This window comes from Planococcus kocurii, assembly GCF_001465835.2.
Classification (GTDB): Bacteria; Bacillota; Bacilli; order Bacillales_A; family Planococcaceae; genus Planococcus; species Planococcus kocurii.
In genome coordinates, this window is the sequence record NZ_CP013661.2 from 382,416 (window position 1) to 406,008 (window position 23,593).

General features: G+C 41.8%; 20 protein-coding genes and 1 riboswitch. Of the genes, 1 reads left to right on the top strand and 19 read right to left on the bottom strand.

Annotation, left to right across the window (positions count from 1 at the left end; genetic code table 11):
• Nucleotides 1-4: 4 nt before the first annotated feature.
• The 18 genes from AUO94_RS01930 to zapA all read right to left on the bottom strand — a co-directional run bounded on the left by AUO94_RS01930 (nt 5) and on the right by zapA (nt 19,732).
• On the bottom strand, nt 5-457 hold the full coding sequence (locus tag AUO94_RS01930) for a MarR family winged helix-turn-helix transcriptional regulator (protein WP_058385674.1): 453 nt from the start codon (nt 455-457) through the stop codon (nt 5-7).
• Nucleotides 458-531: 74 nt separating this feature from the next.
• Complete coding sequence (locus tag AUO94_RS01935) at nt 532-999, bottom strand: acyl-CoA thioesterase (RefSeq protein WP_058385675.1); 468 nt, start codon at nt 997-999, stop codon at nt 532-534.
• Nucleotides 1,000-1,245: 246 nt separating this feature from the next.
• On the bottom strand, nt 1,246-2,016 hold the full coding sequence (gene sdhB, locus AUO94_RS01940; protein WP_058385676.1) for a succinate dehydrogenase iron-sulfur subunit: 771 nt from the start codon (nt 2,014-2,016) through the stop codon (nt 1,246-1,248).
• Nucleotides 2,017-2,038: 22 nt separating this feature from the next.
• Nucleotides 2,039-3,787 (bottom strand): succinate dehydrogenase flavoprotein subunit, encoded by a 1,749-nt coding sequence (sdhA, locus tag AUO94_RS01945; RefSeq protein ID WP_058385677.1) that lies wholly within the window; start codon nt 3,785-3,787, stop codon nt 2,039-2,041.
• Nucleotides 3,788-3,832: 45 nt separating this feature from the next.
• Nucleotides 3,833-4,447 (bottom strand): succinate dehydrogenase cytochrome b558 subunit, encoded by a 615-nt coding sequence (locus AUO94_RS01950; protein ID WP_058385678.1) that lies wholly within the window; start codon nt 4,445-4,447, stop codon nt 3,833-3,835.
• 385 nt (nt 4,448-4,832) lie between these two features.
• Nucleotides 4,833-6,062 (bottom strand): aspartate kinase, encoded by a 1,230-nt coding sequence (locus tag AUO94_RS01955; RefSeq protein ID WP_058385679.1) that lies wholly within the window; start codon nt 6,060-6,062, stop codon nt 4,833-4,835.
• A 126-nt stretch (nt 6,063-6,188) separates the two neighbouring features.
• Nucleotides 6,189-6,363: riboswitch (Lysine riboswitch) on the bottom strand.
• Nucleotides 6,364-6,410: 47 nt separating this feature from the next.
• Entirely contained in the window at nt 6,411-8,207 is a 1,797-nt protein-coding gene (gene uvrC, locus AUO94_RS01960) for an excinuclease ABC subunit UvrC (protein ID WP_058385680.1), read from the bottom strand.
• A gap of 50 nt (nt 8,208-8,257) precedes the next feature.
• Nucleotides 8,258-8,572, bottom strand: a complete 315-nt coding sequence (gene trxA, locus AUO94_RS01965; protein ID WP_058385681.1) for a thioredoxin — start codon at nt 8,570-8,572, stop codon at nt 8,258-8,260.
• 277 nt (nt 8,573-8,849) lie between these two features.
• The gene (locus AUO94_RS01970; protein WP_058385682.1) at nt 8,850-9,815 is read right to left on the bottom strand and encodes an electron transfer flavoprotein subunit alpha/FixB family protein; all 966 of its coding nucleotides are present in this window, start codon (nt 9,813-9,815) and stop codon (nt 8,850-8,852) included.
• Nucleotides 9,816-9,942: 127 nt separating this feature from the next.
• Nucleotides 9,943-10,716, bottom strand: coding sequence for an electron transfer flavoprotein subunit beta/FixA family protein (locus AUO94_RS01975; protein ID WP_058385683.1), 774 nt, complete (start codon nt 10,714-10,716; stop codon nt 9,943-9,945).
• Nucleotides 10,717-10,736: 20 nt separating this feature from the next.
• Nucleotides 10,737-11,510, bottom strand: coding sequence for an enoyl-CoA hydratase (locus tag AUO94_RS01980; protein WP_058385684.1), 774 nt, complete (start codon nt 11,508-11,510; stop codon nt 10,737-10,739).
• 17 nt (nt 11,511-11,527) lie between these two features.
• On the bottom strand, nt 11,528-12,112 hold the full coding sequence (locus AUO94_RS01985; protein WP_058385685.1) for a fatty acid metabolism transcriptional regulator FadR: 585 nt from the start codon (nt 12,110-12,112) through the stop codon (nt 11,528-11,530).
• A 139-nt stretch (nt 12,113-12,251) separates the two neighbouring features.
• Nucleotides 12,252-13,943 (bottom strand): long-chain-fatty-acid--CoA ligase, encoded by a 1,692-nt coding sequence (locus AUO94_RS01990; RefSeq protein ID WP_058385686.1) that lies wholly within the window; start codon nt 13,941-13,943, stop codon nt 12,252-12,254.
• Nucleotides 13,944-14,292: 349 nt separating this feature from the next.
• Nucleotides 14,293-14,706: a DUF350 domain-containing protein gene (locus AUO94_RS01995; RefSeq protein WP_058385687.1), complete on the bottom strand. Its 414-nt coding sequence runs from the start codon at nt 14,704-14,706 to the stop codon at nt 14,293-14,295.
• A 23-nt stretch (nt 14,707-14,729) separates the two neighbouring features.
• Nucleotides 14,730-17,090: an endonuclease MutS2 gene (locus AUO94_RS02000; RefSeq protein WP_058385688.1), complete on the bottom strand. Its 2,361-nt coding sequence runs from the start codon at nt 17,088-17,090 to the stop codon at nt 14,730-14,732.
• A 73-nt stretch (nt 17,091-17,163) separates the two neighbouring features.
• Entirely contained in the window at nt 17,164-18,873 is a 1,710-nt protein-coding gene (polX, locus tag AUO94_RS02005; RefSeq protein WP_058385689.1) for a DNA polymerase/3'-5' exonuclease PolX, read from the bottom strand.
• A 56-nt stretch (nt 18,874-18,929) separates the two neighbouring features.
• Nucleotides 18,930-19,466 (bottom strand): CvpA family protein, encoded by a 537-nt coding sequence (locus tag AUO94_RS02010; protein ID WP_058385690.1) that lies wholly within the window; start codon nt 19,464-19,466, stop codon nt 18,930-18,932.
• A 5-nt stretch (nt 19,467-19,471) separates the two neighbouring features.
• Complete coding sequence (gene zapA, locus AUO94_RS02015; RefSeq protein ID WP_058385691.1) at nt 19,472-19,732, bottom strand: cell division protein ZapA; 261 nt, start codon at nt 19,730-19,732, stop codon at nt 19,472-19,474.
• Nucleotides 19,733-19,813: 81 nt separating this feature from the next.
• Between zapA and rnhC the strand changes: the two genes are divergently transcribed.
• On the top strand, nt 19,814-20,743 hold the full coding sequence (gene rnhC, locus AUO94_RS02020) for a ribonuclease HIII (protein ID WP_058385692.1): 930 nt from the start codon (nt 19,814-19,816) through the stop codon (nt 20,741-20,743).
• 445 nt (nt 20,744-21,188) lie between these two features.
• Here the strand turns inward: rnhC and pheT are convergent, their stop codons facing one another.
• Entirely contained in the window at nt 21,189-23,588 is a 2,400-nt protein-coding gene (gene pheT, locus AUO94_RS02030) for a phenylalanine--tRNA ligase subunit beta (RefSeq protein WP_058385694.1), read from the bottom strand.
• Nucleotides 23,589-23,593 lie beyond the last annotated feature (5 nt).

The following is a 23,593-nucleotide window of genomic DNA, read 5'->3' on the forward strand; positions in this document are numbered from 1 at the left end:
TATCCTATTTCATGTTGGTATGCAATTTTTCAAGTAACGCCGCAAATTTCACAGCCTCGTCTTGAGTAAAATTCTCTAATACGGTTTTCAAGTATTCCTGGCGTTTTTGAATCACTTCTTCAATGACGCGTTCGCCTTCTTTTAACAATTTTATACGAACAACGCGACGATCCTGTTCTTCGCGAATACGGACAACCAGTTCATTTTTCTCCATACGGTCAACTAAATCCGTCGTCGTGCTGAACGCTAAATACATCTTATTCGATAAATCTCCAATGGTCATATCCCCATGCTCAAATAGCCACTGCAATGCGACAAATTGAGGAGGGGTGATCGTATAGGAATTTAAAATCTCCCGACCTTTTTGCTTAATAATCCCCGAAATATAACGTAGCTCTTTTTCCATGAACGCGATGCGCTCCAATTCATGATTGACGCTTTGCTTGTCTTCATTCATTAATCAATCCCACTCCTTGAAAAACCTATCTTATTTCTATAGTGACGGTTTTTTATTGATATAGCAAGAGCTCCTTATTTTTTTGCACTGATCAATTGCTTGCTCTGAAGCATTTCAATCTCTTGGTCTGACCAAGGGTGACCTTTTCCCGTGTGTTTCGATATTTGGACAATGGCTCCTCTTCCCGTAAAACAAGTTTCCTCTTTTTCGTTGACAGTCCAGTAATGAACGTCGACAGAAGAAGTTCCGATGCGCGCTATTTTGACGTAAACTTTTAACTTTTCATCAAAGAATACTTGTTGGACAAAATCTACTTGCATATCTGCTACGACGGGAAACAACTCGTTGCCCGTTTTTAACCAGCGCTGCATCAATCCCATTTCTTTCATAAATTCGATTCGGGCAAATTCAAAATAAGCAATCGGCACGGTGTTATTAACATGCCCAAACATATCAGTTTCAGAAAAACGAACTTGAACCGGAGCAGAAAAGATAAATTCCTGCTTCCACTCCTCCAAATTTCCAATGTAATTCGCTGTCATAAGTAACCTCCACTAAATAATTTGATGACTTGAACATTTTTTCCACGCACTGAATAGCACGAGGATCATCGCTCTTGTATGAGCCTGTTAACGGGTTCAGCCTGGAGCGTTTTTTACTACCACTCACTCTAGTCAAAATCTACTTGTCTGTTTCATTTTATTAGTATACCAAATTTTTTATGGAAAGGCAGGTCTATTAAAAAAGACAAATTAAAAACCCCGCCGTAGCGGGGTTTTTACTAAATACTAGTCAACCATTCTGTCGCTTCCGAAGAAGTTACGGAACATTTGTACAGTTGTGTCGCGGTTTAGTGCTGCGATTGAAGTTGTCAATGGAATTCCTTTTGGACAAGACTCCACACAGTTTTGAGAGTTACCACATCCTGCCAATCCACCTTCACCCATGATCGCATTCAAGCGAGCATCGCGGTTCATAGAGCCTGTTGGATGCGCGTTCATCAAGCGAACTTGTGACAGTGGTGCAGCTCCGATAAAATCGGATTTATCATTAACGTTCGGGCATGCTTCAAGACATACGCCGCAAGTCATACATTTAGATAGTTCGTAAGCCCATTGACGCTTACGCTCAGGCATACGTGGTCCATCTCCAAGGTCATGTGTACCATCGATTGGCACCCATGCTTTAACTTTCTTCAACGAATCGAACATCCGACTGCGGTCAATGACAAGGTCACGAACAACAGGGAATGTTTTCATCGGTTGAAGACGGATTGGCTGTTCTAACTGATCAATCAAAGCCGTACACGATTGACGTGCTTTGCCATTGATAACCATTGAACATGCGCCACAAACCTCTTCTAGACAGTTCATGTCCCAGTTTACAGGAGTGGTTTTTTTCCCTTCCATGTTGACAGGGTTACGACGAATTTCCATCAATGCCGAAATGACATTCATGTTCATCTTATATGGCAATTCGAACTTTTCCCAATACGAATCTTCATCCGTAGAGTTTCTGCGTTCGATTTCAAATATTACCGTTTTTGCTGCTTCACCCATGGTAAATTAGCTCCCTTCATAATTATGCTTTTGCTGAATAATCACGTTTACGCGGTGGAATCAACGATGTGTCAACTTCTTCATAATGGAAGATTGGTGCATCAAAGCCATTAAATTTAGCCATCGTTGTTTTCAAGAATTCCTCGTCATTACGTTCCGGGAAATCCGGTTTGTAATGAGCTCCGCGACTTTCGTTGCGCATAAGCGCTCCGATTGTGATTGCTCGAGCTAAATGAAGCATATTGCGCAATTGACGTGTAAACATTGCGCCTTGGTTACTCCAAAGTTGCGTATCTGTAATGCTAATCTGATTGAAACGTTCAAGAAGTTCTTGGATTTTCTCATCCGTCTTCTGTAAACGATCATTATAGCGCACAACGGTTACGTTATCTGTCATCCACTCGCCTAATTCTTTGTGCAGAACGTAAGCATTTTCTGTACCATTCAATGCCAAAATTTCTTCCCATTTGCGTTGCTCCTCAGCTTCATGCTGATCATAGATCACTGAAGGAAGGTCTTCCGCAAGAACCGCCAAGCCATTTACGTATTCAATAGCATTCGGTCCTGCGACCATACCACCATAAATCGCTGACAGCAAGGAGTTCGCACCTAAACGGTTACCCCCATGCTGAGAATAATCACATTCGCCTGCTGCTAAAACGCCCGGAATGCTTGTCATTTGATGATCATCTACCCATAGTCCGCCCATTGAGTAATGAACAGCTGGGAAAATTTTCATCGGTACTTTACGAGGATCATCACCTGTGAATTTCTCATAGATTTCGATGATTCCGCCCAACTTGATGTCAAGCTCTTTCGGGTCTTTATGAGAAAGATCCAAGTACACCATATTCTCGCCATTAATGCCGAGTTTTTGGTTGACACACACATCAAAAATTTCACGCGTTGCAATATCACGCGGTACTAGGTTTCCGTATGCTGGATACTTTTCTTCAAGGAAATACCAAGGCTTGCCGTCTTTGTAAGTCCAAATACGTCCACCTTCTCCACGAGCCGATTCTGACATTAAGCGCAGTTTATCGTCTCCTGGAATAGCTGTAGGGTGAATTTGGATAAATTCGCCGTTTGCGTAATAAGCTCCTTGTTGATAAACGATAGAAGCCGCTGAACCTGTATTAATAACAGAGTTCGTCGATTTCCCAAAAATAATTCCCGGTCCGCCAGTTGCCATAATAACAGCATCCGCACGGAACGATTTAATTTCCATGGTCGTCATGTTTTGAGCTGTGATCCCTTTACCAACGCCTTGCTCATCAAGAACAAGACCGAGGAATTCCCAACCTTCATATTTCGTGATCAGTCCAGCCACTTCATAGCGACGAACTTGCTCATCTAGTGCATATAATAGTTGTTGACCCGTTGTAGCACCAGCAAACGCTGTTCTGTGGTACATTGTTCCACCAAAACGACGGAAGTCCAATAGACCTTCTGGCGTACGGTTAAACATAACGCCCATCCGATCGAACATGCGAATAATTCCAGGTGCCGCATCTGCCATTGCTTTCACGGGACGCTGGTTCGCTAGGAAGTCTCCACCGTAAACGGTATCATCAAAGTGGATGTCTGGAGAATCCCCTTCACCTTTTGTATTAACCGCTCCGTTGATCCCGCCTTGTGCACATACTGAGTGGGACCGCTTAACTGGAACGATTGAGAATAAATCAGCGGGAGAGCCTGCTTCTGCAACTTTAATTGCTGCCATTAAGCCAGCAAGGCCACCACCGACGATTGTAATTTTGCCCTTCGCCATGTTAGTATTCACTCCTCTTTTAGTTCACCAATGATTGAAACATTCTTAAACGAATGCAAACAATGCTCTGATACCAATAACCGATAACACAATAAATACTAGAAGTGTGAAATAAGTTGCGTTTTTTTGTGCTGCTGCAGATTGTGTAATTCCCCAAGTAACAAGGAACGACCAAAGTCCATTTGCAAAGTGGAAAGTTGCTGCCACTACACCAACAATGTAGAATGCCATCATCCAAGGATTGTCTAAGATGTTTGCCATCATGTTAAAGTCAGCTTCAGCAGCTGCTCCGATTGCAACTTGGAATCTTGTTTCAAAGATGTGCCAAGCGATAAAGACTACTAGGAAGACTCCTGTATAGCGCTGTGCAACAAACAACATATTGCGCATATAGCTATAATGCCCAGGATTGTTCTTCGCAGTAAACGCTATGTATAGGCCGTAGAACGCATGATACAAAATCGGCAGGTAAATGACAAAGATCTCCAGGAAAATGACGAATGGAAGATGTGCCAAAAAGTAAGATGCCTTGTTGAATGCCTCTTCCCCCTGTGTAGCAAAATGGTTGACAATTAGGTGCTGCGTTAAGAATATACCGATAGGAATAATTCCCAACAATGAGTGCAGCCTACGCATAAAAAATTCACGATTGTTATCCAAAATTTTACCCCCCTCAAAACATTAATTGGTAGCGTCCAAGACAGACGTTTCGTATGACTGTACCTGAAGCCACGCACCATCATGATACAATAATATGACATATTTATTGTACTCCCCCCCTCAAGGAGCGTCAAGGCAACATAACTCCTTTAAACCGATAGCGCTTATGGATTTCGCAGGCGATTACCTTCTATCTAGAGGAAATGTATCGAAATAGAATCGATTTAACAGCATTCCGCAAAGGAGCGATTCTCTAATTGAGAATCGCTCCTTCCGACTATTCTAGTACAAACCACTGTGTAGACATCATTACTATATTAGCATTGAGAATTTGAACATTTTGTGAATTTTTTCACTAGCTTTTATCACATAAAGAATTCATTATTTATGAGTGGACTTCTACCGCAGCCAATCCGTACGCTGCATGTAAAGCATTCGCTGATTTGTTCATATCTACTTCTGGTACAACGACTGAAATTTTTATTTCAGAGGTACTAACCATCTTCACCGGAACTTCTTCGCTTCTTAAAATATCGAACATCCGAGCTGCGACTCCAGGATTCGATACCATCCCTGAACCTACAATCGACACTTTCGATAAGCCGACTTCTACATTCAGTGTCAGAAAACCAATGGCATCTTGTGCTTCCGTTAAAACTCGGCGTGTTTCTTCAAGGCTTTCCTGGCTAATAGAAAAAGAGACAGACGGTGGAAATTCATCACTGATGCTTTGAACAATAATATCCACATCAATGTGATTTTCAGCAAGCTTTGTAAAAATAGTAGCAAGAGATCCGTTGAATGGCTTTTTGTAACTCACAGTTACGCGCGCTATTCCTGGTTCGAATGCCACACCTCTAACGATTAAATTTTTCTCCACAGTGATCACCTCTTGTATGATTGTGCCAGGCTCGTCTGAATAACTTGCTCTGACAGATAATGGGACGTTATTGTTTTTTGCGAATTCGACCGCTCTCGGATGTAGTACGCCCGCTCCGAGATTAGCAAGTTCCAACATTTCATCATAAGAAATTTGTTGTAACTTGCGTGCACCTGTTACATACCGTGGATCTGACGTATAGACACCGTTAACATCTGTATAAATCTCACATTTTTCCGCTTTTAGTGCTGCAGCAAGCGCAACGGCAGTCGTATCCGATCCACCGCGACCAAGGGTTGTAATATTACCAATTGTATCCACTCCTTGAAAACCGGCAACCACACAAAGATAACCATTTTCCAACACACGTTCAAGACGTTCTGTATTTATTTTAATGATGCGTGCATTACGTGGTACGGATTCTGTTTCAATTCCTGCCTGCCATCCAGTAAAAGATAAAGCTTCATGACCCAGTTTCTTGAAAGCCATCGCCAATAACGAAATCGTAATTTGCTCACCTGTTGCCAGTAACATATCCATTTCTCGCTTTGGCGGTTCCGCTGATATTTCTCCCGCTAATCCGAGCAACGTATCAGTTGTCTTACCCATCGCCGAAACAACAATGACTACGCGTTTGCCTGCTTGTTTTTCACGAATAGCTCGTTTGGCAACTCCGATAATTTTTTCTGGAGTCGCGACAGAAGTTCCTCCAAATTTCATGACGATCGTTTTCATTCCATCCACTCCCACATTTAGTATGTGGCCCTCAAAATGACTAGCGATCATGCCACTAGACACAAAAAAAGGTAGCTCCCCGCAACCGCGGGAAACTACCTCTTATCATGTACGAAAAAAACGTCCATGTGAGATAGCCCTCCAGAGATTGACTCTGACAGCTCTGCACTTGTTAAATGCAGAACCAGCATGCGTAATAGCAGTCATACGCACACTTCGGCGACCATCCCTTTCACCATCCTTCGTAGATTCTGCAAATCTCCAGATGCTTACTATTGACGTTCGCGCCTCTATCATCACTTTTCCAAGTGATTTACTTATTCTTACTTATTCTTCTACGATACCATGTTACGACTCGCTTGGCAATGTGCCTTGTTTAAAATGCTGTTCAATAGAGATTGCTAGCGCTTCTGGCATTCCTGCCTCTTGGATTTGTTCTACTGATGCTTCTTTGATTTTTTTAACAGAACCAAAATGTTTCAGTAGCTGTTGCTTACGTTTGGGGCCAACCCCTTCAAGCCCATCAAGTGCTGATTGAATTGAATTTTTTCCACGTAACTGACGGTGAAACGTAATAACAAAACGGTGGACTTCGTCTTGAATCCGTTGAAGCAGGTAAAAAGCTTCACTCGTCCGCTTTAGTGGCACAATTTCAGCAGGTGAACCATACAGCAATTGAGAAGTTTGGTGCTTAGCGTCTTTTGCTAGACCCGCAATTGGGATAGATAAACCGAGTTCATCTTCTAAAATTTCACGTGCCGACTCCATTTGTCCTTTTCCTCCATCAATAACAATCAGGTCAGGTAAAGGTAAACCGTCCTTCAATACACGTGAATAACGTCGACGGATAACTTCTCGCATCGCCGCGTAATCATCCGGCTTTGACGCATTCCGAGTCTTGTATTTGCGGTAGTCTTTTTTAGAAGGCTTGCCATCAATAAACGTAATCATTGCAGATACTGCATCAGCGCCTTGAATATGCGAGTTATCAAAAGCTTCGATGCGAAGAGGCGCTTCAATGTTCATCGCCTCACCCAAATCTGTACAAGCGCCGATGGTCCGTTCTTCTTGTCGCTCTAACAATTGGAATTTTTCTTTAATGGCCACTTCCGCATTTTTCTTAGCAAGTGCCACCAGCTCTTTTTTCTTGCCCCGTTGTGGAACGAGCACACGAACGCCTAGCCATTCTTTTAACATATCCGGATCATCCGCTTCAGGAATTAAAATTTCACTCGGTTTCACATGGTTGGCTTTTTCATAAAATTGCCCGAGATACGTTAAAAATTCCTCTTCCGGATCGCGGTACAAGGGGAAAAGCGATACGTCTCGTTCAATTAGTTTGCCTTGTCGCACAAAAAAGACTTGCACACACATCCAGCCTTTATCAACAGCATACGCAAAAACGTCGCGATTGGTAAAATCATTCATCGCCATTTTTTGTTTTTCCATCACCGTTTCAATCATATTAATTTGATCACGGTATTCTTTTGCGCGTTCAAATTCCAGATTTTCTGCCGCTTCCGACATTTTTGCGACCAATTGCACTTTAACTTCACGGAATCCACCGTTTAAAAACTTTGTAATGCCATCAATCATCTCTTGATAGGTTTCTTTTTCAACCGGTTTAACACACGGTGCTAAACATTGACCTAAATGATAATATAGACATACTCGGTCAGGCATCGTATGACATTTCCGCAACGGGTACAAGCGGTCCAGTAGTTTTTTTGTTTCTGCTGCTGCGTAGGCGTTAGGATAAGGTCCAAAATATTTCCCTTTATCTTTTTTTACTTGTCTTGTCGTGATCAGCTTCGGATGACGCTCTCCCGTAATTTTTAAGTACGGGTAGCTTTTATCATCTTTTAGCATAATGTTATACTTCGGATCGTATTTTTTAATCAAGTTCAACTCGAGAATTAATGCTTCTTTATCAGAAGACGTAATAATATACTCAAAATCCTCTATTTCATTCACCAAACGTTGTGTTTTGGTATCATGACTTCCCGTAAAATAAGAACGCACACGATTTTTGAGAACTTTTGCCTTTCCTACATAAATTACCGTATTCTGGCGATCTTTCATCAAATAACAGCCTGGTTGATCAGGCAATATTGCCAATTTGTGTCGAATCAATTCGTTTGCCATTTTATCACCCTATTAAAAAACCGGGTACCATCACTGGACCCGGTTAAGAATTATGCGTGTTTTTCAACCAATTCAGCTAATGCTTCTTTTGGTCGGAAACCAACTACTTTATCAACTGTTTCGCCGTCTTTCATCAATAACAAAGTTGGAATTGACATGATGCCATAGTTTCCAGCTGTTTCTTGGTTTTGATCCACATCAACTTTTACGATTTTAACTTTATCGCTCATTTCAGCGTCCAATTCTTCTAGCACAGGAGCGATCATTTTACATGGTCCGCACCAAGTTGCCCAAAAATCTACTAAAACGAGTCCTTCTGCTACTTCTTGTGAAAAGTTCTGATCTGTACCGTGTACAATTGTCATGAATAATTCCTCCTTATGATTAACCAAACTATATTCAAAGTATATCATGCGTTAAAAACACTAGCTATTTTTTTGCCTACTCCTCTATTACCCAGCAGATCATTGGGCTAAACGAAAAACAGATTGCTTCCGTCCTAACAGTTGCTTTCCTACAGCAGTCGCTACTTCTTCAAGCCACTCATTAGTAAAAATCCTCAGACAAAAACAGATGACGAGTTTTTGTTTTTCTCGCCACCTGTTTAAGTTTTAAAAGTAAGCGATTAGCCACTTTTTGTAATTACATTACTTTCTTAAATTCTTCTGTCAGCATGGGAATAACTTCAAACAAATCTCCGACAATGCCGTAATCTGCTACTTTGAAGATATTTGCTTCTGGGTCTTTGTTGATTGCTACGATGACTTTCGAGTTAGACATCCCCGCCATATGTTGGATAGCTCCAGAAATACCAGCTGCGATATATAGGTCAGGTGTTACCACTTTTCCTGTTTGTCCAATTTGAAGTGAGTAATCGCAATAATCTGCGTCACAAGCTCCGCGAGATGCACCGACTGCCCCACCAAGAAGATTAGCTAATTCTTGTAAAGGTTCAAATCCTTCTGTGCTCTTGACGCCACGGCCTCCAGCTACGATAACTTTCGCTTCCGAAAGATCGACACCTTCAGTTGATTTGCGTACAACATTTTTAATAATCGTGCGCAGGTTTGTAATATCCACAGCCAACGAATTAACTTCACCTGAACGTTCTTGTCTTTCAAGTGGCGCAATATTGTTCGAACGCACTGTAATAAAGTCAATGCCGTCTTTTAGTTTCACTTTTTCAAACGCTTTACCAGAGAAAATCGGGCGGATAAATACAGCTTCGTCGCCTTCTCCTTCAATGTCCGTAACATCTGAAATTAAGCCAGCTTGTAATTTAGAAGCGATTTTGGGTGCCAAGTCTTTGCCAACTGATGTATGACCAAAAACGAGACCTTCTGGTTTTTCTTGTTCGACAACTGCCATGAAAGCTTGACCATAGCCGTCAGATGTATATGATTTCAAATGCGGATGTTCAACTGTTACGACACGGTCTGCGCCATATGCCACAAGTTCAGCACCAAAATCAGCGACTGCATCTCCGATTAAAACGCCTACTACTTCACCGCCGCCAGAAATTTTCTTAGCAGCTGCAATTGCTTCAAATGAAACATTACGTAATGCGCCTTCGCGCGTTTCGCCTAAAACTAATACTTTCTTCGCCATAGTCTGTTTACCCCCTAAGTAGATGTGAAAAAATGCTATCGTGATATGAACGTACCGAACGCTTAAAATCATCAACAAACTTGTCGTTGTATCTTTTACTTAAGATGCTCGGTCACTTCAAGTTACATTAAATAACTTTTGCTTCGTTACGTAGTAAGCCAACCAGTTCTGTTACCTGGTTTGAGATGTCACCTTCAAGAATACGGCCAGCTGCTTTTTTCGGTGGCAAGTAGATTTCGATTGTTTCTGTTTTCGCTTCTACGTCGTCTTCTTCGATATCTAAATCATCTAATTCCAGTTCTTCTAGCGGCTTTTTCTTCGCTTTCATAATTCCTGGAAGCGATGGATAACGCGGCTCGTTTAACCCTTGTTGAGCTGTCACTAACAGTGGCAATGACGTTTCTAATTCTTCTGCATCGCCTTCGATATCACGAACGATAGTTACAGTTTCGCCATCAATGCTCAAGCTAGTAATAGTCGTTACACAGTTAATGCCAAGTAAATCGGCAACGCGTGGTCCGACTTGTCCAGAACCGCCATCAATTGCTACGTTTCCTGCTAAAATCAAATCAGCTTCTTTGTCCTTTAAATACTCAGCCAATATGTATGCAGAAGTAAATTGATCCATTTCTTCAACGTCGTCTTCTGTATTAATCAATACAGCTTTGTCGGCGCCCATCGCAAGTGCTGTACGCAGTTGCTTTTCTGCTTCTTCATTACCAATTGTAACGACCGTTACTTCTCCGCCGTGTGCATCGCGGACTGTGATGGCTTCTTCAATCGCGTATTCATCGTAAGGATTAATGATGAATTCCGCACCGTCTTCCTGGATTTGTCCACCTGAAACGACGATTTTCTCTTCTGTGTCAAACGTACGTTTTACTAATACATAAATGTTCATGAACGTAAACCTCCCAAGTATTATTTCCCTTTAAATTGCGCTTCCCGTTTTTCCAAAAATGCTTGAATTCCTTCTTTAGCATCTTCTGAAACAAAAACTGTACCAAAAGATTGTGCTTCTGCATTGACACCTTCGTGATACGAAGCAGGTTTTGTATATTGCAACATTTGGATAGCTGCTTTTACAGAAACCGGACTTTTCTTCGCAATTTTACGGGCAATTGTAAGCGTTTCCGAAAGAAGGTCTTCTTCTGGATAGGCACGGTTAGCCAAGCCATATTGCGCTGCTTCCGTTCCTGAGATCGGATCACTCGTTAATAACATTTCAGCTGCTTTTGCTGCGCCTACATACCTAGGCAAACGCTGCGTTCCAGCAAACCCCGGAATCAATCCTAATTGAAGCTCCGGTAATCCTAGTTTAGCATTTTCAGTAACAAATCGCATGTGACAACTCATTGCCAATTCCAATCCACCGCCTAAAGCAGCTCCGTGGATCGCGGCGATAACTGGCTTATGGAACGTTTCAACACGTTCAAAAACTTCCTGACCACTCGCTGACAATTTTGAAAATTCTTCTCCTGAAGGTACTTGTGTGAATTCCTTAATATCGGCTCCTGCAGAAAAGAATCTGCCTTCTCCGTGCAAAACAATGACGCGAACTTCCTCATCATTTTCTACTTGGTTTAATAATTCATCGACTTCCAAAATAAGTGAACGCGACAGTGCGTTTGCCGGTGGACGATTAATCGTCGCGATGGCAACTCCATCTTCTTTTTTCCAACTAATAAATTCCATCCAATGAGCCCCTTTCTTTAAGCTTGCATACCCTTTAGCAGCAAACGATGAACTTGTGGCGCGAGTTCGACTAAATCATATTTATGATCATTCATGACCCATGTTGTGATGGTCTCATCCATTGTACCAAAAACCATCTGTCTCGCTAAACGAATATCCATTTCAATGTCAAATTCTCCATCTTCCATTCCTTTTATGAGAATCTTGTCCATTAGCTTTAAATATTCTCGAAGCACATTATTGATTTTAAGGCGGAGATCGTGATTTGATTGGCGCAATTCAAGTTGCGTCACAATGGCTAAGTGAATATCGCTCGCTAATAACTCGAAATGACTCGTGATCATTAACCCCAGTTTAGTTGATGCAGTCAACTCACGCGAGATGATTTCTTCTAGCTTACTGACGAAAATACCCATTTTCTCTTGAAATACAGAGATGAGAATGTCTTCTTTGTTTTTAAAATACAAATAAATCGTTCCGTCAGCAACGCCTGCTTGTTTGGCTATTTTCGAAACTTGCGCTTGATGATAGCCATTTTCAGCAATCACAATAACAGCCGCATTGATAATTTGCTTATACTTTGGCTTGTCTTTTTTTACCATACTGTCACCACCCAAAAAAAATATGAAAATATGAATGGCGATTCATTCATATTTTCATATTATCGTTTATTCACTAGAGTGTCAAGTTTTTATCCTGTTTACTGACTCAGCAGATTGCAAGTTTGAAATGGGCGAGTTCTTATGACGGAACCGCTTCGTTCTGTTTAGCGACTTCTTCATCCACTAACGATCTTCGTAATATTTTACCAACTGCTGTTTTCGGCAATTCTTTGCGGAATTCGTAAATGCGCGGCACTTTAAATGCTGCTAAATTTTCTCTGCAATGCGTATTGAGTTCTTCTTCTGTTACAGTATAGCCTTCTTTTAGCACGATGTATGCTTTTACTGTTTCTCCACGATACGGATCTGGTATACCAGCTACGACGCATTCTTGAATCGCTTCATGCTCATATAATACTTCTTCAATTTCACGCGGATAAATATTAAAGCCACCAGCGATGATCATGTCTTTTTTACGATCCACGATAAAGAAATGACCTTCATCATCCATGTAGCCAAGATCTCCAGTCAATAACCAGCCATCGACGATTGTTGCAGCCGTCTCTTCCGGTTTGTTCCAATAGCCCTTCATCACTTGAGGACCTTTAATCGCAATTTCTCCAATTTCGCCGTTAGGAACCGGGTTTAATGTACCTGACTGAAAAATTTTACTATCTGTATCTGGATACGGTAAACCAATCGAACCTTTTGTTCGTTCTCCCCAAACTAAGTTTGAATGAGTAACTGGGGCAGTTTCCGTCAATCCGTAACCTTCGACTAGCTTGCCTCCTGTTAGTTTTTCAAACTTCTCTTGCACTTCTGCTGGCAGTGGAGCCGAACCGCTCAAGCAAGCTTCAATAGAAGAAAGATCGTATTTTTCAATATCCGGATGATTCATCAATCCAATATAAATCGTTGGTGCTCCTGGGAATAAGGTAGGTTTTTGCTTGCTGATGGTTTTCAATGCTGTTTCTGGATCGAATTTTGGTAGCAGCACCATTTTGTCGCCAAGCATAACAGATAAAATCATGACCGTCGTCAAACCATATACATGGAATAACGGGATGATTCCCATAATAGTTTCTTCGCCTTTTTTACATTTATACAGCCAGCTATCACACATGGTTGCGTTGGAAATGATGTTTTTATGCGTTAACATGACCCCTTTCGGAGAGCCGGTCGTACCTCCTGTATACTGCAACAACGCAAGGTCTTCTTCAAAATCGAAAGGTGGTTTCACGACAGTTGATTGTGCGGTTTTCATAATTTCAGTGAACAAATGATTAATGCCTCGATGTTCCACTTTAACGGTCATGCCGTACTGCTTTTTCTGGATAAATGGATAAACTAAATTTTTAGGAAATGCCAGATAATCTTTAATCCCGGTGACAATGACATTTTCTAAATCTGTTTCTTTTAATACTTTTGAAATCCGTGGGAATAAAATATCCAATCCAATGATGGCTCGTGCACCTGAATCTTTCATTTGATAAGCGATTTCGCGCTCGGTGTATAACGGATTGGTCATCACGACGACGCCACCCGCATAAAGGATCCCATAAAAACTAATGACCGCCTGCGGACAATTGGGCAGCATAATCGATACTCTATCGCCTTTTTTAATGCCTAATTTTTGAAGATAGTTAGCGAACTTCATAGAAGACTGATAAAGTTCTTCATAAGAAAGTTCTTTCCCCATAAAATGGATTGCTACTTTTTGTGGGTACTTCTCATAAGCCTTTGTTAAATATTCCTGTACCGGCATGCTTGGGTAAGTCAGTGTATGGGGCACTTCTGGTGGATAATGTGCAAGCCAGGGCTTTTCAGTCATTCTTTTGACCTCCTAATTTTTATTAGAATCGCGCGAATATTCCTACTTTTGATTATAAAGAAGATTGAGAACGCTTTCAAACTTTATTTTAGGACTTCTGAGTAAAGACTAATTTTGCTAATGACCAACTCAATCTTTTTGAGTACCTTTCACTAGAGCAGCCCCATTCGAAACAGCTCTCACCTGTCGATAACTAGCTCTACTTGCGAACTTTTCATCCATATAAAAAAGCCAGCTCCAAGGCTGGCACTGTCCATTAAAAAACGAACAGGAAAATAATTCCGACAATAATAAAAATCGCACAGAAAACAAACAAAATTTTAATAAGATTTTCCACAACATCCAACTCCTATTGAATACTAGCTCCGATGACAAACGATAAGCCAACCGAAATGGTCATTGAAATAAAGCCGACAGAGCGATTATCCCGTTCAATTTCATCATCTACTTTAAATTTAGGTGTCAAAAACTCAAACAAAATATAAGCAAAGATCAACAAGGTAAAACCAAACAGACCCCAGCCCACCATTTCAACTAACGAGTTATGCTGTTCGATGGAAAAGCGGAAGATATTGGTGACCCCAAAAATCTTGCCACCTGTAGCCATTGCCACTGCTAGGTTACCTTTTTTGATTTGTTCCCAATTATTGTACTTGGTCACCATTTCGAAAATTACCATTGCGACGATCAAGCACAATACTACCACACTAAAATAGCCAGCTGATTCGACTAGCGGGTGTGTCCAAAACCCTGTCTCTGTCATTTGTTATTCCCCTTTTTAGAAACTTACTTTAATTCGGCGACGGTCACACCAGAGCCGCCTTCTCCCGCTTCGCCAAAACGATAGCTTTTTACACGTGAATGTTTTTTCAAGTATTGCTGGACTCCTTGGCGCAGCGCACCTGTTCCTTTTCCGTGAATAATTGATACTTGGTGGTAATTTGATAATAACGCATCGTCCAAGTATTTTTCAACACGTGCAAGTGCATCCTCATAACGTTCACCACGTAAGTCTAGCTCCATTTTGATGTGACTGTCACGGTCTTTTAAGGTTGCCATCGTTCGGGTTTCTTTTTGCTTTTCGGGTTTTGTATAAGACAGGTCTGACTCAGGCAATTTCATTTTCAAAATACCGATTTGAACAATCCATTCATTTTTCGATACTTTTTCAACTAAGGTTCCTTTTTGACCGAAGGAAATGACTTTAACTTCATCATTTGGTTTTAACGGTTTTTCTGCATTGTCTTTTGCTGCTTTTTTCAAGATTCGGTTTTGAGGCATCGCTTCTTCAAGCCGCTTTTTCGCATGGATCAGTTCGTGCTCTTTTACCGACGAACCTTGATTAAGCTGCATTTTGCGCAAGTCCGTTATGACAGCTTCCGCTTCTGCTCTTGCTTGGTCAACAATTTTCCGCGCTTTTTCTTTGGCTTTTTCTTCTAGCCGTTCTTTTTGTTGCTCGTATTCTGCTAATTGCTTGGCTAATTCTTTTTTCAATTGCTCAGATTCTAGTAAGACTTCTTGCGTTTGTTCTGCGTCTTGTTCTGCTTGTCGACGACTCTTCTCAAGAGATGCAATCATCGAGTCAACTGCTTTGCTATCTGTTCCTGTAAAGCTCTTCGCATGGCTAATGATGTGATCTGGCAATCCAAGACGTTTTGAAATTTCAAAGGCATTACTCCGACCTGGTACTCCAATTAATAACCGGTAAGTCGGACTCAATGTCTCCACGTCAAACTCTACACTGGCATTCGCTACACCGGGACGATTATAACCATAAGCTTTTAGTTCCGGGTAATGCGTTGTCGCAATAACACGCGCGCCTCTGCCATGGACCTCGTCTAATAGTGATATTGCTAGCGCCGCTCCTTCTTGAGGATCTGTACCCGCTCCCAGTTCATCAAAAATCACCAGTGAATTTTCATCGAACTTGGTCAAAATATCAACAATATTCACCATATGCGAAGAAAACGTACTCAAGCTTTGCTCGATTGATTGTTCGTCGCCGATATCGGCAAAAATTTGATCGAATACCGCAAGTTCTGAACCATCAAGAGCCGGTACCGGCAAACCAGATTGTGCCATCAACGTCGATAACCCAACCGTCTTTAACGTCACTGTTTTACCGCCTGTATTGGGGCCGGTGATGACGATCGCTGTTATATCTCTACCAAATTCGATATCGTTTGGTACGACTTCGTCTTTTGGAATTAACGGATGTCGCGCTTTTCGCAAATTAATATAGCCTTCTGTGTTCATCGTCGGCTTGGTACCTCGATGAGCTGAGCCGTATTTTGCTTTTGCTAAGATTAAATCGATTTCACCGAGTACATCAACTAATAAGAAGAGTTCATGCGCCACTTCTTGGACCTGTGCTGACAACATCAGCAAAATACGATCGATTTCTTCTTTTTCTTTCATCTTCAGACGACGCACTTCATTATTTGCTTGGACGACTGCATCTGGTTCGATAAATAAGGTCTGTCCTGATGAAGATTGGTCATGTACAATGCCTCCGTAATGGCTGCGGTATTCTTGCTTGACCGGAATGACAAAACGGTCATTGCGTATCGTCACAATCGAATCCGACAGCATTTTCGAAGCATTTTTGCCACGCACCAAACTTTCTAAACGCTCACGGACACGACTTTCTTGTGTACGCAATTGCTGTCGAATAGTCCGTAGCTCTGTGCTCGCACTATCCAATACCCCACCATTGTCATCAATACAAATATTAATGGCGTGTTCAAGAGCTGTCAGGATGGGCATGGATTCTTTTTTCTCTAGGAAATGCGGAATCTGCACTACTGTTTCTTCTTGAATGGTTTCGAAAAACTGACGCAAAATGCGGCTCGCACGAACAGTCGATGACACTTCCATTAGTTCCATTGGACTTAGACTGCCACCAATTTGTGCTCTTCGTGCGTGAAGTCGAATGTCAAAAATCCCCCCCATCGGCACATTGTTTTTAACACGCAGTACTTGTGCGCCTTCGTCCATTTGTTCAAGTAGGCGATTAACTTCATTGATATCTGTGGATGGCAACAGATTATCCACATGGGCTTTTCCGAGTGAAGACGTACAGTAACGTGCCACTTCATCGCGGATTTTGTAAAATTCAAGTGTTCTTAATGCGCGTTCTGCGATCATGTAAGAACCTCCTAACTTTGGATATAAAATAAATGGTTCTATGTCGTTCTTCTGCAAGTGTCTGGATCATTTGTTATTTTGATTTGTTGATAAATTCTTTGAATTTTTCAAGTGACCACGTATTGACGACCGTGTCTTTTTTCAGCCAGGCTTTTTGGGCATGCTTGACGCCGGTTTCCATGACTTCCAATCCTTCAATGGCATGAGCATCTGTGTTGATTGCGACAGGAACTCCTTTTTCTTGAGCCAGTACAAGGTAAGGAACAGCAAGATCTAAACGGTACGGACTGGCATTCAATTCAACAATTTTGCCGTATTCTTTTGCCCAATCGAGGATTTGTTCAACATCCGGATTATAGCCATCACGCTGGCCGACAATTCTACCAGTCGGGTGTGCAATCATGTGAACATTTGGGTTTTTCATAGCCGTTAAAATCCGTTCCATAATTTGTTCTTGTGGTTGCTGGAAACTTGAATGGATGCTGGCAATGACAAAGTCTAACTGGCTCAGCATGTCATCATCGAAATCCAAGCTAGCGTCTGGCAAGATATCCATTTCTGTTCCAGAAAACACTTCGATTTCCGGGTATTTTTTATTCGTTTCACGAATTAAGGCGTGTTGCTCTGTCAGTCGTTCAGGGGTTAGGCCATTCGCCACTTTCAAATACTGCGAATGATCGGTAATAACCATAAATTGATAGGATTTCGCGACACATGCCTCAATCATTTCTGTTAAGGAGTTGGCACCATCTGACCAAGTGGTATGCATGTGCAAATCGCCTTTAATGTCTTCAATCGTTACTAATTCTGGCAATTCATCTAAACGATCGAGTTCACGACCATCTTCACGCACCGATGGCGGAATAAACGGCAAACCAAAATGGGCAAAAAATTCTGTTTCAGATGCAAACGTAGTGACCGTTCCGTCTTCCTGCTCGACACCGTATTCACTAATTTTCTTGTTTTGCGACTTGGCCAGTTGACGCATTTTCACGTTATGGTCTTTCGATCCGGTAAAGTGGTGTAGCGCTGTGACAAATTCTTCAGGCGCGACTAAACGAAAATCTACATCAATTGGTTCTAATACTTCTACAGTCACCGAAACTTTTGTGTCTCCAGATGCAATCGTTTCCTTTACAGGTAAAGCTGCAAGTAATTGCTCTTTCACGAGCGCAGGTTCAGCGGTTGCAATAATAAAGTCGATATCTTTACTCGTTTCTTTCGTCCGGCGAAAACTTCCAGCTACTGAACACTCAGTAACTTCGGCAATTGATGTTAAAACATCTTGAATAAACGCCACGGTTTCTTCCGTTTTCCAAATTGGCTGACGATCCGGCTTGGTTTCAAAGTCATTGATCTCTTTGAGTATCTTTTCTTCTGATTTCGGACCAAATCCTGGAAGTTTCTGGATTTCTTCATTCAAGCAAGCTACCTTCAAGGTTTCCATCGAATCAATGCCCAATTCTTTGTAAAGTTTGGCAATTTTCTTACCACCTAATCCTTGAAGTTTCATCATTGGAATCAGCCCTTTTGGCACTTCTTCTTGAAGCTCTTCGAGAACGGTTGACTTATTGTCATTTATTAGTTCGAGTATAACGTCTCCCGTTCCTTTTCCAATACCTTTTAATTTGGTGACATCTTCGATTTCGTCCAAACTGCGCTGATCGAGTTCCAGCGCTTGAGCGGCTTTTCGGAAAGCCGATACTTTAAATGGGTTTTCCCCTTTAAGTTCCATGTATAACGCAATTTTTTCAAGTGTTCTGATGATAATTTTCTTATTCACCAAAAGCCCTCCTCGTTTCGATTAAAAAAACTTCCCTCGTAAGAGAGAAGTTCCTACTATAGATAAATATACCACCATTCTTTTACTTTCTCAGAAAAATAAGGCGTATTCTCAATCATGGATTGAGCAATTCCTGAATTCTCCAATTGGTTCTGCACCACATCAAGCGGAAGCAGCGCGAACACATAGATGAAAATAAACAACAGTATGTAGGCTTCGATAAACCCTAAAATCGCACCAAGAATTTTGCTGAAAAATCCAAGTACTGGTAAGAACTTTAAAAAATCAAACATCGATGCAATCAGTTGCAATGCGAACTTCACAACAAAGAAAATAAGTGCAAAGGCTAATAATTGATAAAAAGTTTGATCCAAGTCTAATTGATCCACCACTAGCGTGAACTGAGAGTTTTCATTTATCGCTGGATAGGGAATCCACAACACAAAGTATTCGGACAGTGGTTTATAGTATTTATAAGCCGCGACTAGTGCAACAACAAACCCGATCATATGAATCAACTGGACAATAAATCCTCTTTTTGCGCCCACGATGATACCACCGATCAGTAAGATGACTAATAGTATATCAAGCATTCACGTCAACCCTTCAGTTTTTTCAATTCATTTTCTAATTGTTCAACTTGCTCTTTCAGTTTAAGATAGTCATGTACCGCATTTGATGCAGTTAAGACGGCAAGCTTTGCTTGATCCAATGATGGATTCAACGCATTAATTTCTCGCATGCGGCTATCGACAATCGATGCAACTAAGCGCATATGACCGGATGTTTCAGTACCGACCATTTTATAGGTGTTGCCATAGATGTCAACGACCGTGTGAATTTTATGTTGCTCTGACAATGCAATATCCCCCTTTGGAATTCTTTACCCATCATACCATGAACACAAGCTGATTGTGAATCAAAGAAAGGTGACCTACTCATGTCAAACGTCGTTCTAAAACTTACAGAAGACAGTCTTCTCAAAGTGATTGCTCATTACGAGAAAAACAAGATCATTTCCAAAAATCCATATGCTCGCTTTAGCGCTAAAATCTCCGATACCGTCGTGACTGTTTACACCTCTGGAAAAGTCATGTTTCAAGGGAATGGAGCTGCACGAGAAGCAGCAAAATGGGGAATTGCCCCTGCAGCTGACAAAATCGTCTCAACCAAAGGAGACAAACTTCCTGACGGTTTTGCCCAACTTTCGGTTCTCGGATCTGACGAAACGGGCACCGGTGATTTTTTCGGACCAATTACCGTCGCGGCGTGTTACGTACCGGCCGACAAAGTTGAACTTGCACGCGAACTCGGTGTGAAAGATTCGAAACAACTGACCGATGCCTGGATGCGCCAAGTTGCCCCCGACCTTAGAGCAACATTTGCGCATAAAGTGCTAACTTTAAAAAATGATAAATACAACAAAGTCCAAAGCCAAGGCTGGTCACAAGGAAAAATCAAAGCCTTGTTGCATAACCAAGCACTCAGATATGTTCTAAACGAGATTGCACCCGAAAAACCAAGCTTTATCTTAATCGATCAATTTGCAGAACGCGGCATCTATTATAAGCACATTAAAGAAGAACCAGAAATCATTCATGAGAACGTCTTGTTTTCCACAAAAGCAGAAGGTCTTCACGTTTCAGTTGCCTGTGCGTCGATTATCGCTCGCGTTGCATTTCTTGAAGAGATGGACCGAATGAGTCAAGACGCGGGTATGACTTTGCCAAAAGGCGCTGGAAAAATCGTGGATGAAGCAGCGGCGAAGATTTTGCTGAAGCATGGTGAGGCGTATTTGAAGGGGTTGACGAAGGTGCATTTTGCGAATACGGGGAAAGCTGTTGCAATAGCTGCTAAGAGGCGCAAGTAAATCTACACTTAACATTTAATGAAGCTTATTATTTTTATAAGGTAGATATCCAATTTAAAAGTTCTTAAAAAAGTGCTATCCCATAATCTCGAACTCGACGTTTACTTTTTGAAGTCCTAGAGGTGAAATCTTTTGAACAACCAATTGCGCTTAATAGGAGCGAACACACTTTCTACATCTATTTTGCGTCTGCTGTAAAGTTGGGTTACAGATTCATCCTCAAGAGCTGCTTTAGTCTTTACTTTCATTTTACGGAAATAATCTTTTGTTTTAGCTTCAAAATGGATGATGGTACTGAAGACGAATCGGTTGAAGCTATGCCCGCGGAAAACGTCCGTCACAATGGATATCATTCTGTTCTTTAACTCGCAAAAGGAGCTGTACCCAAAAGTCATTGTTCATGACCTTTGGGACAGCCCCTTTTTAACCTTGCAATTAAATTCCGTTAACTTCTCAGCTCTGCTCCAGCTTCTGTCAAAGCTGCTAATACTTTTTCATGTGCACGGATAACATCTTCATCCGTTAATGTTTTTTCTGGATCAAAGTAAGTTAACGAGAAGGCGACTGATTTTTTGCCTGCTTCCATCTTATCGCCTTCATAAAGGTCGAACACGCGGACGTCTTTCAATAGTTTGCCTCCTGCATTGCGGATGACGGTTTCAATCGTTGCCGCTTCTACCACTTTAGAAAGAACTAACGCCACGTCACGTGACATGGACGGGTAACGTGGTACTGGCGTGTAAACAAGTGCCTCTGTTGCTTTACTTAACAACACAGCCAAGTTCAACTCCATGACAACCGTAGTTTTCAAGTCGCGCGCTTTTTGTTCAGACGGATGCAACTCACCGATCACACCAATACGCTGACCGCTATGCATGATAAAGGCCGTTCTTCCGGGATGCAAATCATCCATTTGGCCACGTTCAAAAGTCAATTCAACACCAAGTTTATCGCTAAGCCCCTCCACAATACCTTTCAAGACGAAAAAGTCGACGGGCTTTTTCTCACCTTGCCAGCTATGATCGAGCCAAAGACCTGTAATAGCGACCGCTAAATGTTCCTGCTCGTTTAGTAACTCATCTTGACCTTTAAGGAAAACAGAACCGGTTTCATACAAAGCGACCGAATCCATTCTTCTTGCTGTGTTATACGTAACAGATTCCAACAAATGCGGCAACAAGCTTTGACGCAACAAACTACGCTCTTCGCTCATCGGCATTAAAAGACGCGTTGTTTCCGTTTCTTCCAAAGCAAATTGTTTTACTGATTTTGCAGAAGTTAACGAATACGTCGTCGCTTGTAATAATCCAGCACCTTCCATAAGCGAACGAACAATGCGGCGTTTTGCCTGATAGGGAGTCAAGCCACCTGGTGTCGTTTCAGCTTCTGGTAATGTTGCTGGAATTTCATCGTAGCCGTATAGACGAGCAATTTCTTCGACTACGTCTTCAGGAATTTGAATGTCTTGTCGACGTGTTGGCACAGAAATGACCAGTTGGCCATTCGTTGCTTCTGTGTTAAATTTCAAGCGGTTTAAAATATCCCACATGTCTTCAAAGGAAATCTTCATACCCAGACGGCTATTAATGAAATCTGGAGACACTTTAACAATTTTCTCTTCTTTGTTTAATTCATCGAATATGACAGAGCCAGCTAATACTTCGCCACCCGCAAGTTGGGACAACAACTGTGCTGCACGTTCTGCGGCTGGAATGACACGATTTGGATCGACGCCTTTTTCAAAACGTGAACTAGCATCACTGCGTAGGCCATGATCTTTAGAAGTTTGACGAATAGAACCCGATTCAAAATAAGCAGATTCGATGACAACAGTCGTCGTTGCTTCGCTTACTTCCGAGTTAGCGCCGCCCATAACTCCTGCAATCGCCACTGGTTTTTCTCCATTGGTAATCACTAATTGACGGCTAGATAATTTCCGCTCTGCGTCATCTAAAGTGTTAATCATTTCGCCTTCTTTAGCATGGCGAACCGTAATGTTCCCTGTTTCCAATAACTCATAGTCAAATGCGTGAAGTGGCTGACCATATTCCATTAATACATAGTTTGTAATATCAACTACGTTATTGTGTGGACGGACACCAGCTGCCATTAGTCGTTGTTGCAGCCACATAGGTGACTCTTGAACTTTAATGTTACGAACGACTTTTGCGACATACAAAGGGTTGGCTTCAGGCGCATCGACTGACAAGGATAGCATCGAAGCTGCTGTGTCAGATGCTTCTGTATAGCTAATCTCAGGCAGGTTGATTTCTTCTGATAAAATAGCTCCTACCTCATAAGCAACGCCCAGCATGCTCATCGCGTCTGCGCGGTTTGGTGTCAGTCCTAGTTCTAATACAGTGTCATCTAAACCAAAATTTACAATGACATCAGAACCGATTTTTGCATCTTCTGGCAGCACATAAATGCCTTCAGCGTAGGCTTTTGGCACAAGCTTGCCTTCAATTCCGAGTTCTTGCAACGAACAAATCATGCCATGCGATTCTTCTCCTCGAAGTTTCGCTTTTTTGATGTTGATGTCACCTGGAAGTTTCGCTCCAGGACGTGCCACGATTACTTTTTGGCCTGCTGCAATGTTCGGTGCACCGCAAATGATTTGTGTTGTTTCTTCTCCAACATCTACTTGGCAAATTGATAATTTATCAGCTTCGGGATGTTTAACACAAGATTCAACATAGCCCACTACGACATTTGTCATACCGTGTGACCGGTCGATCACTGCGTCTACTTCAATACCTGAACGCGTTATTTTTTCACCTAATTCAGCGGGTGGTAATTGTTGTGTGTTTACATAGTCTTTTAACCAGTTAATGGATACGAGCATGTTTT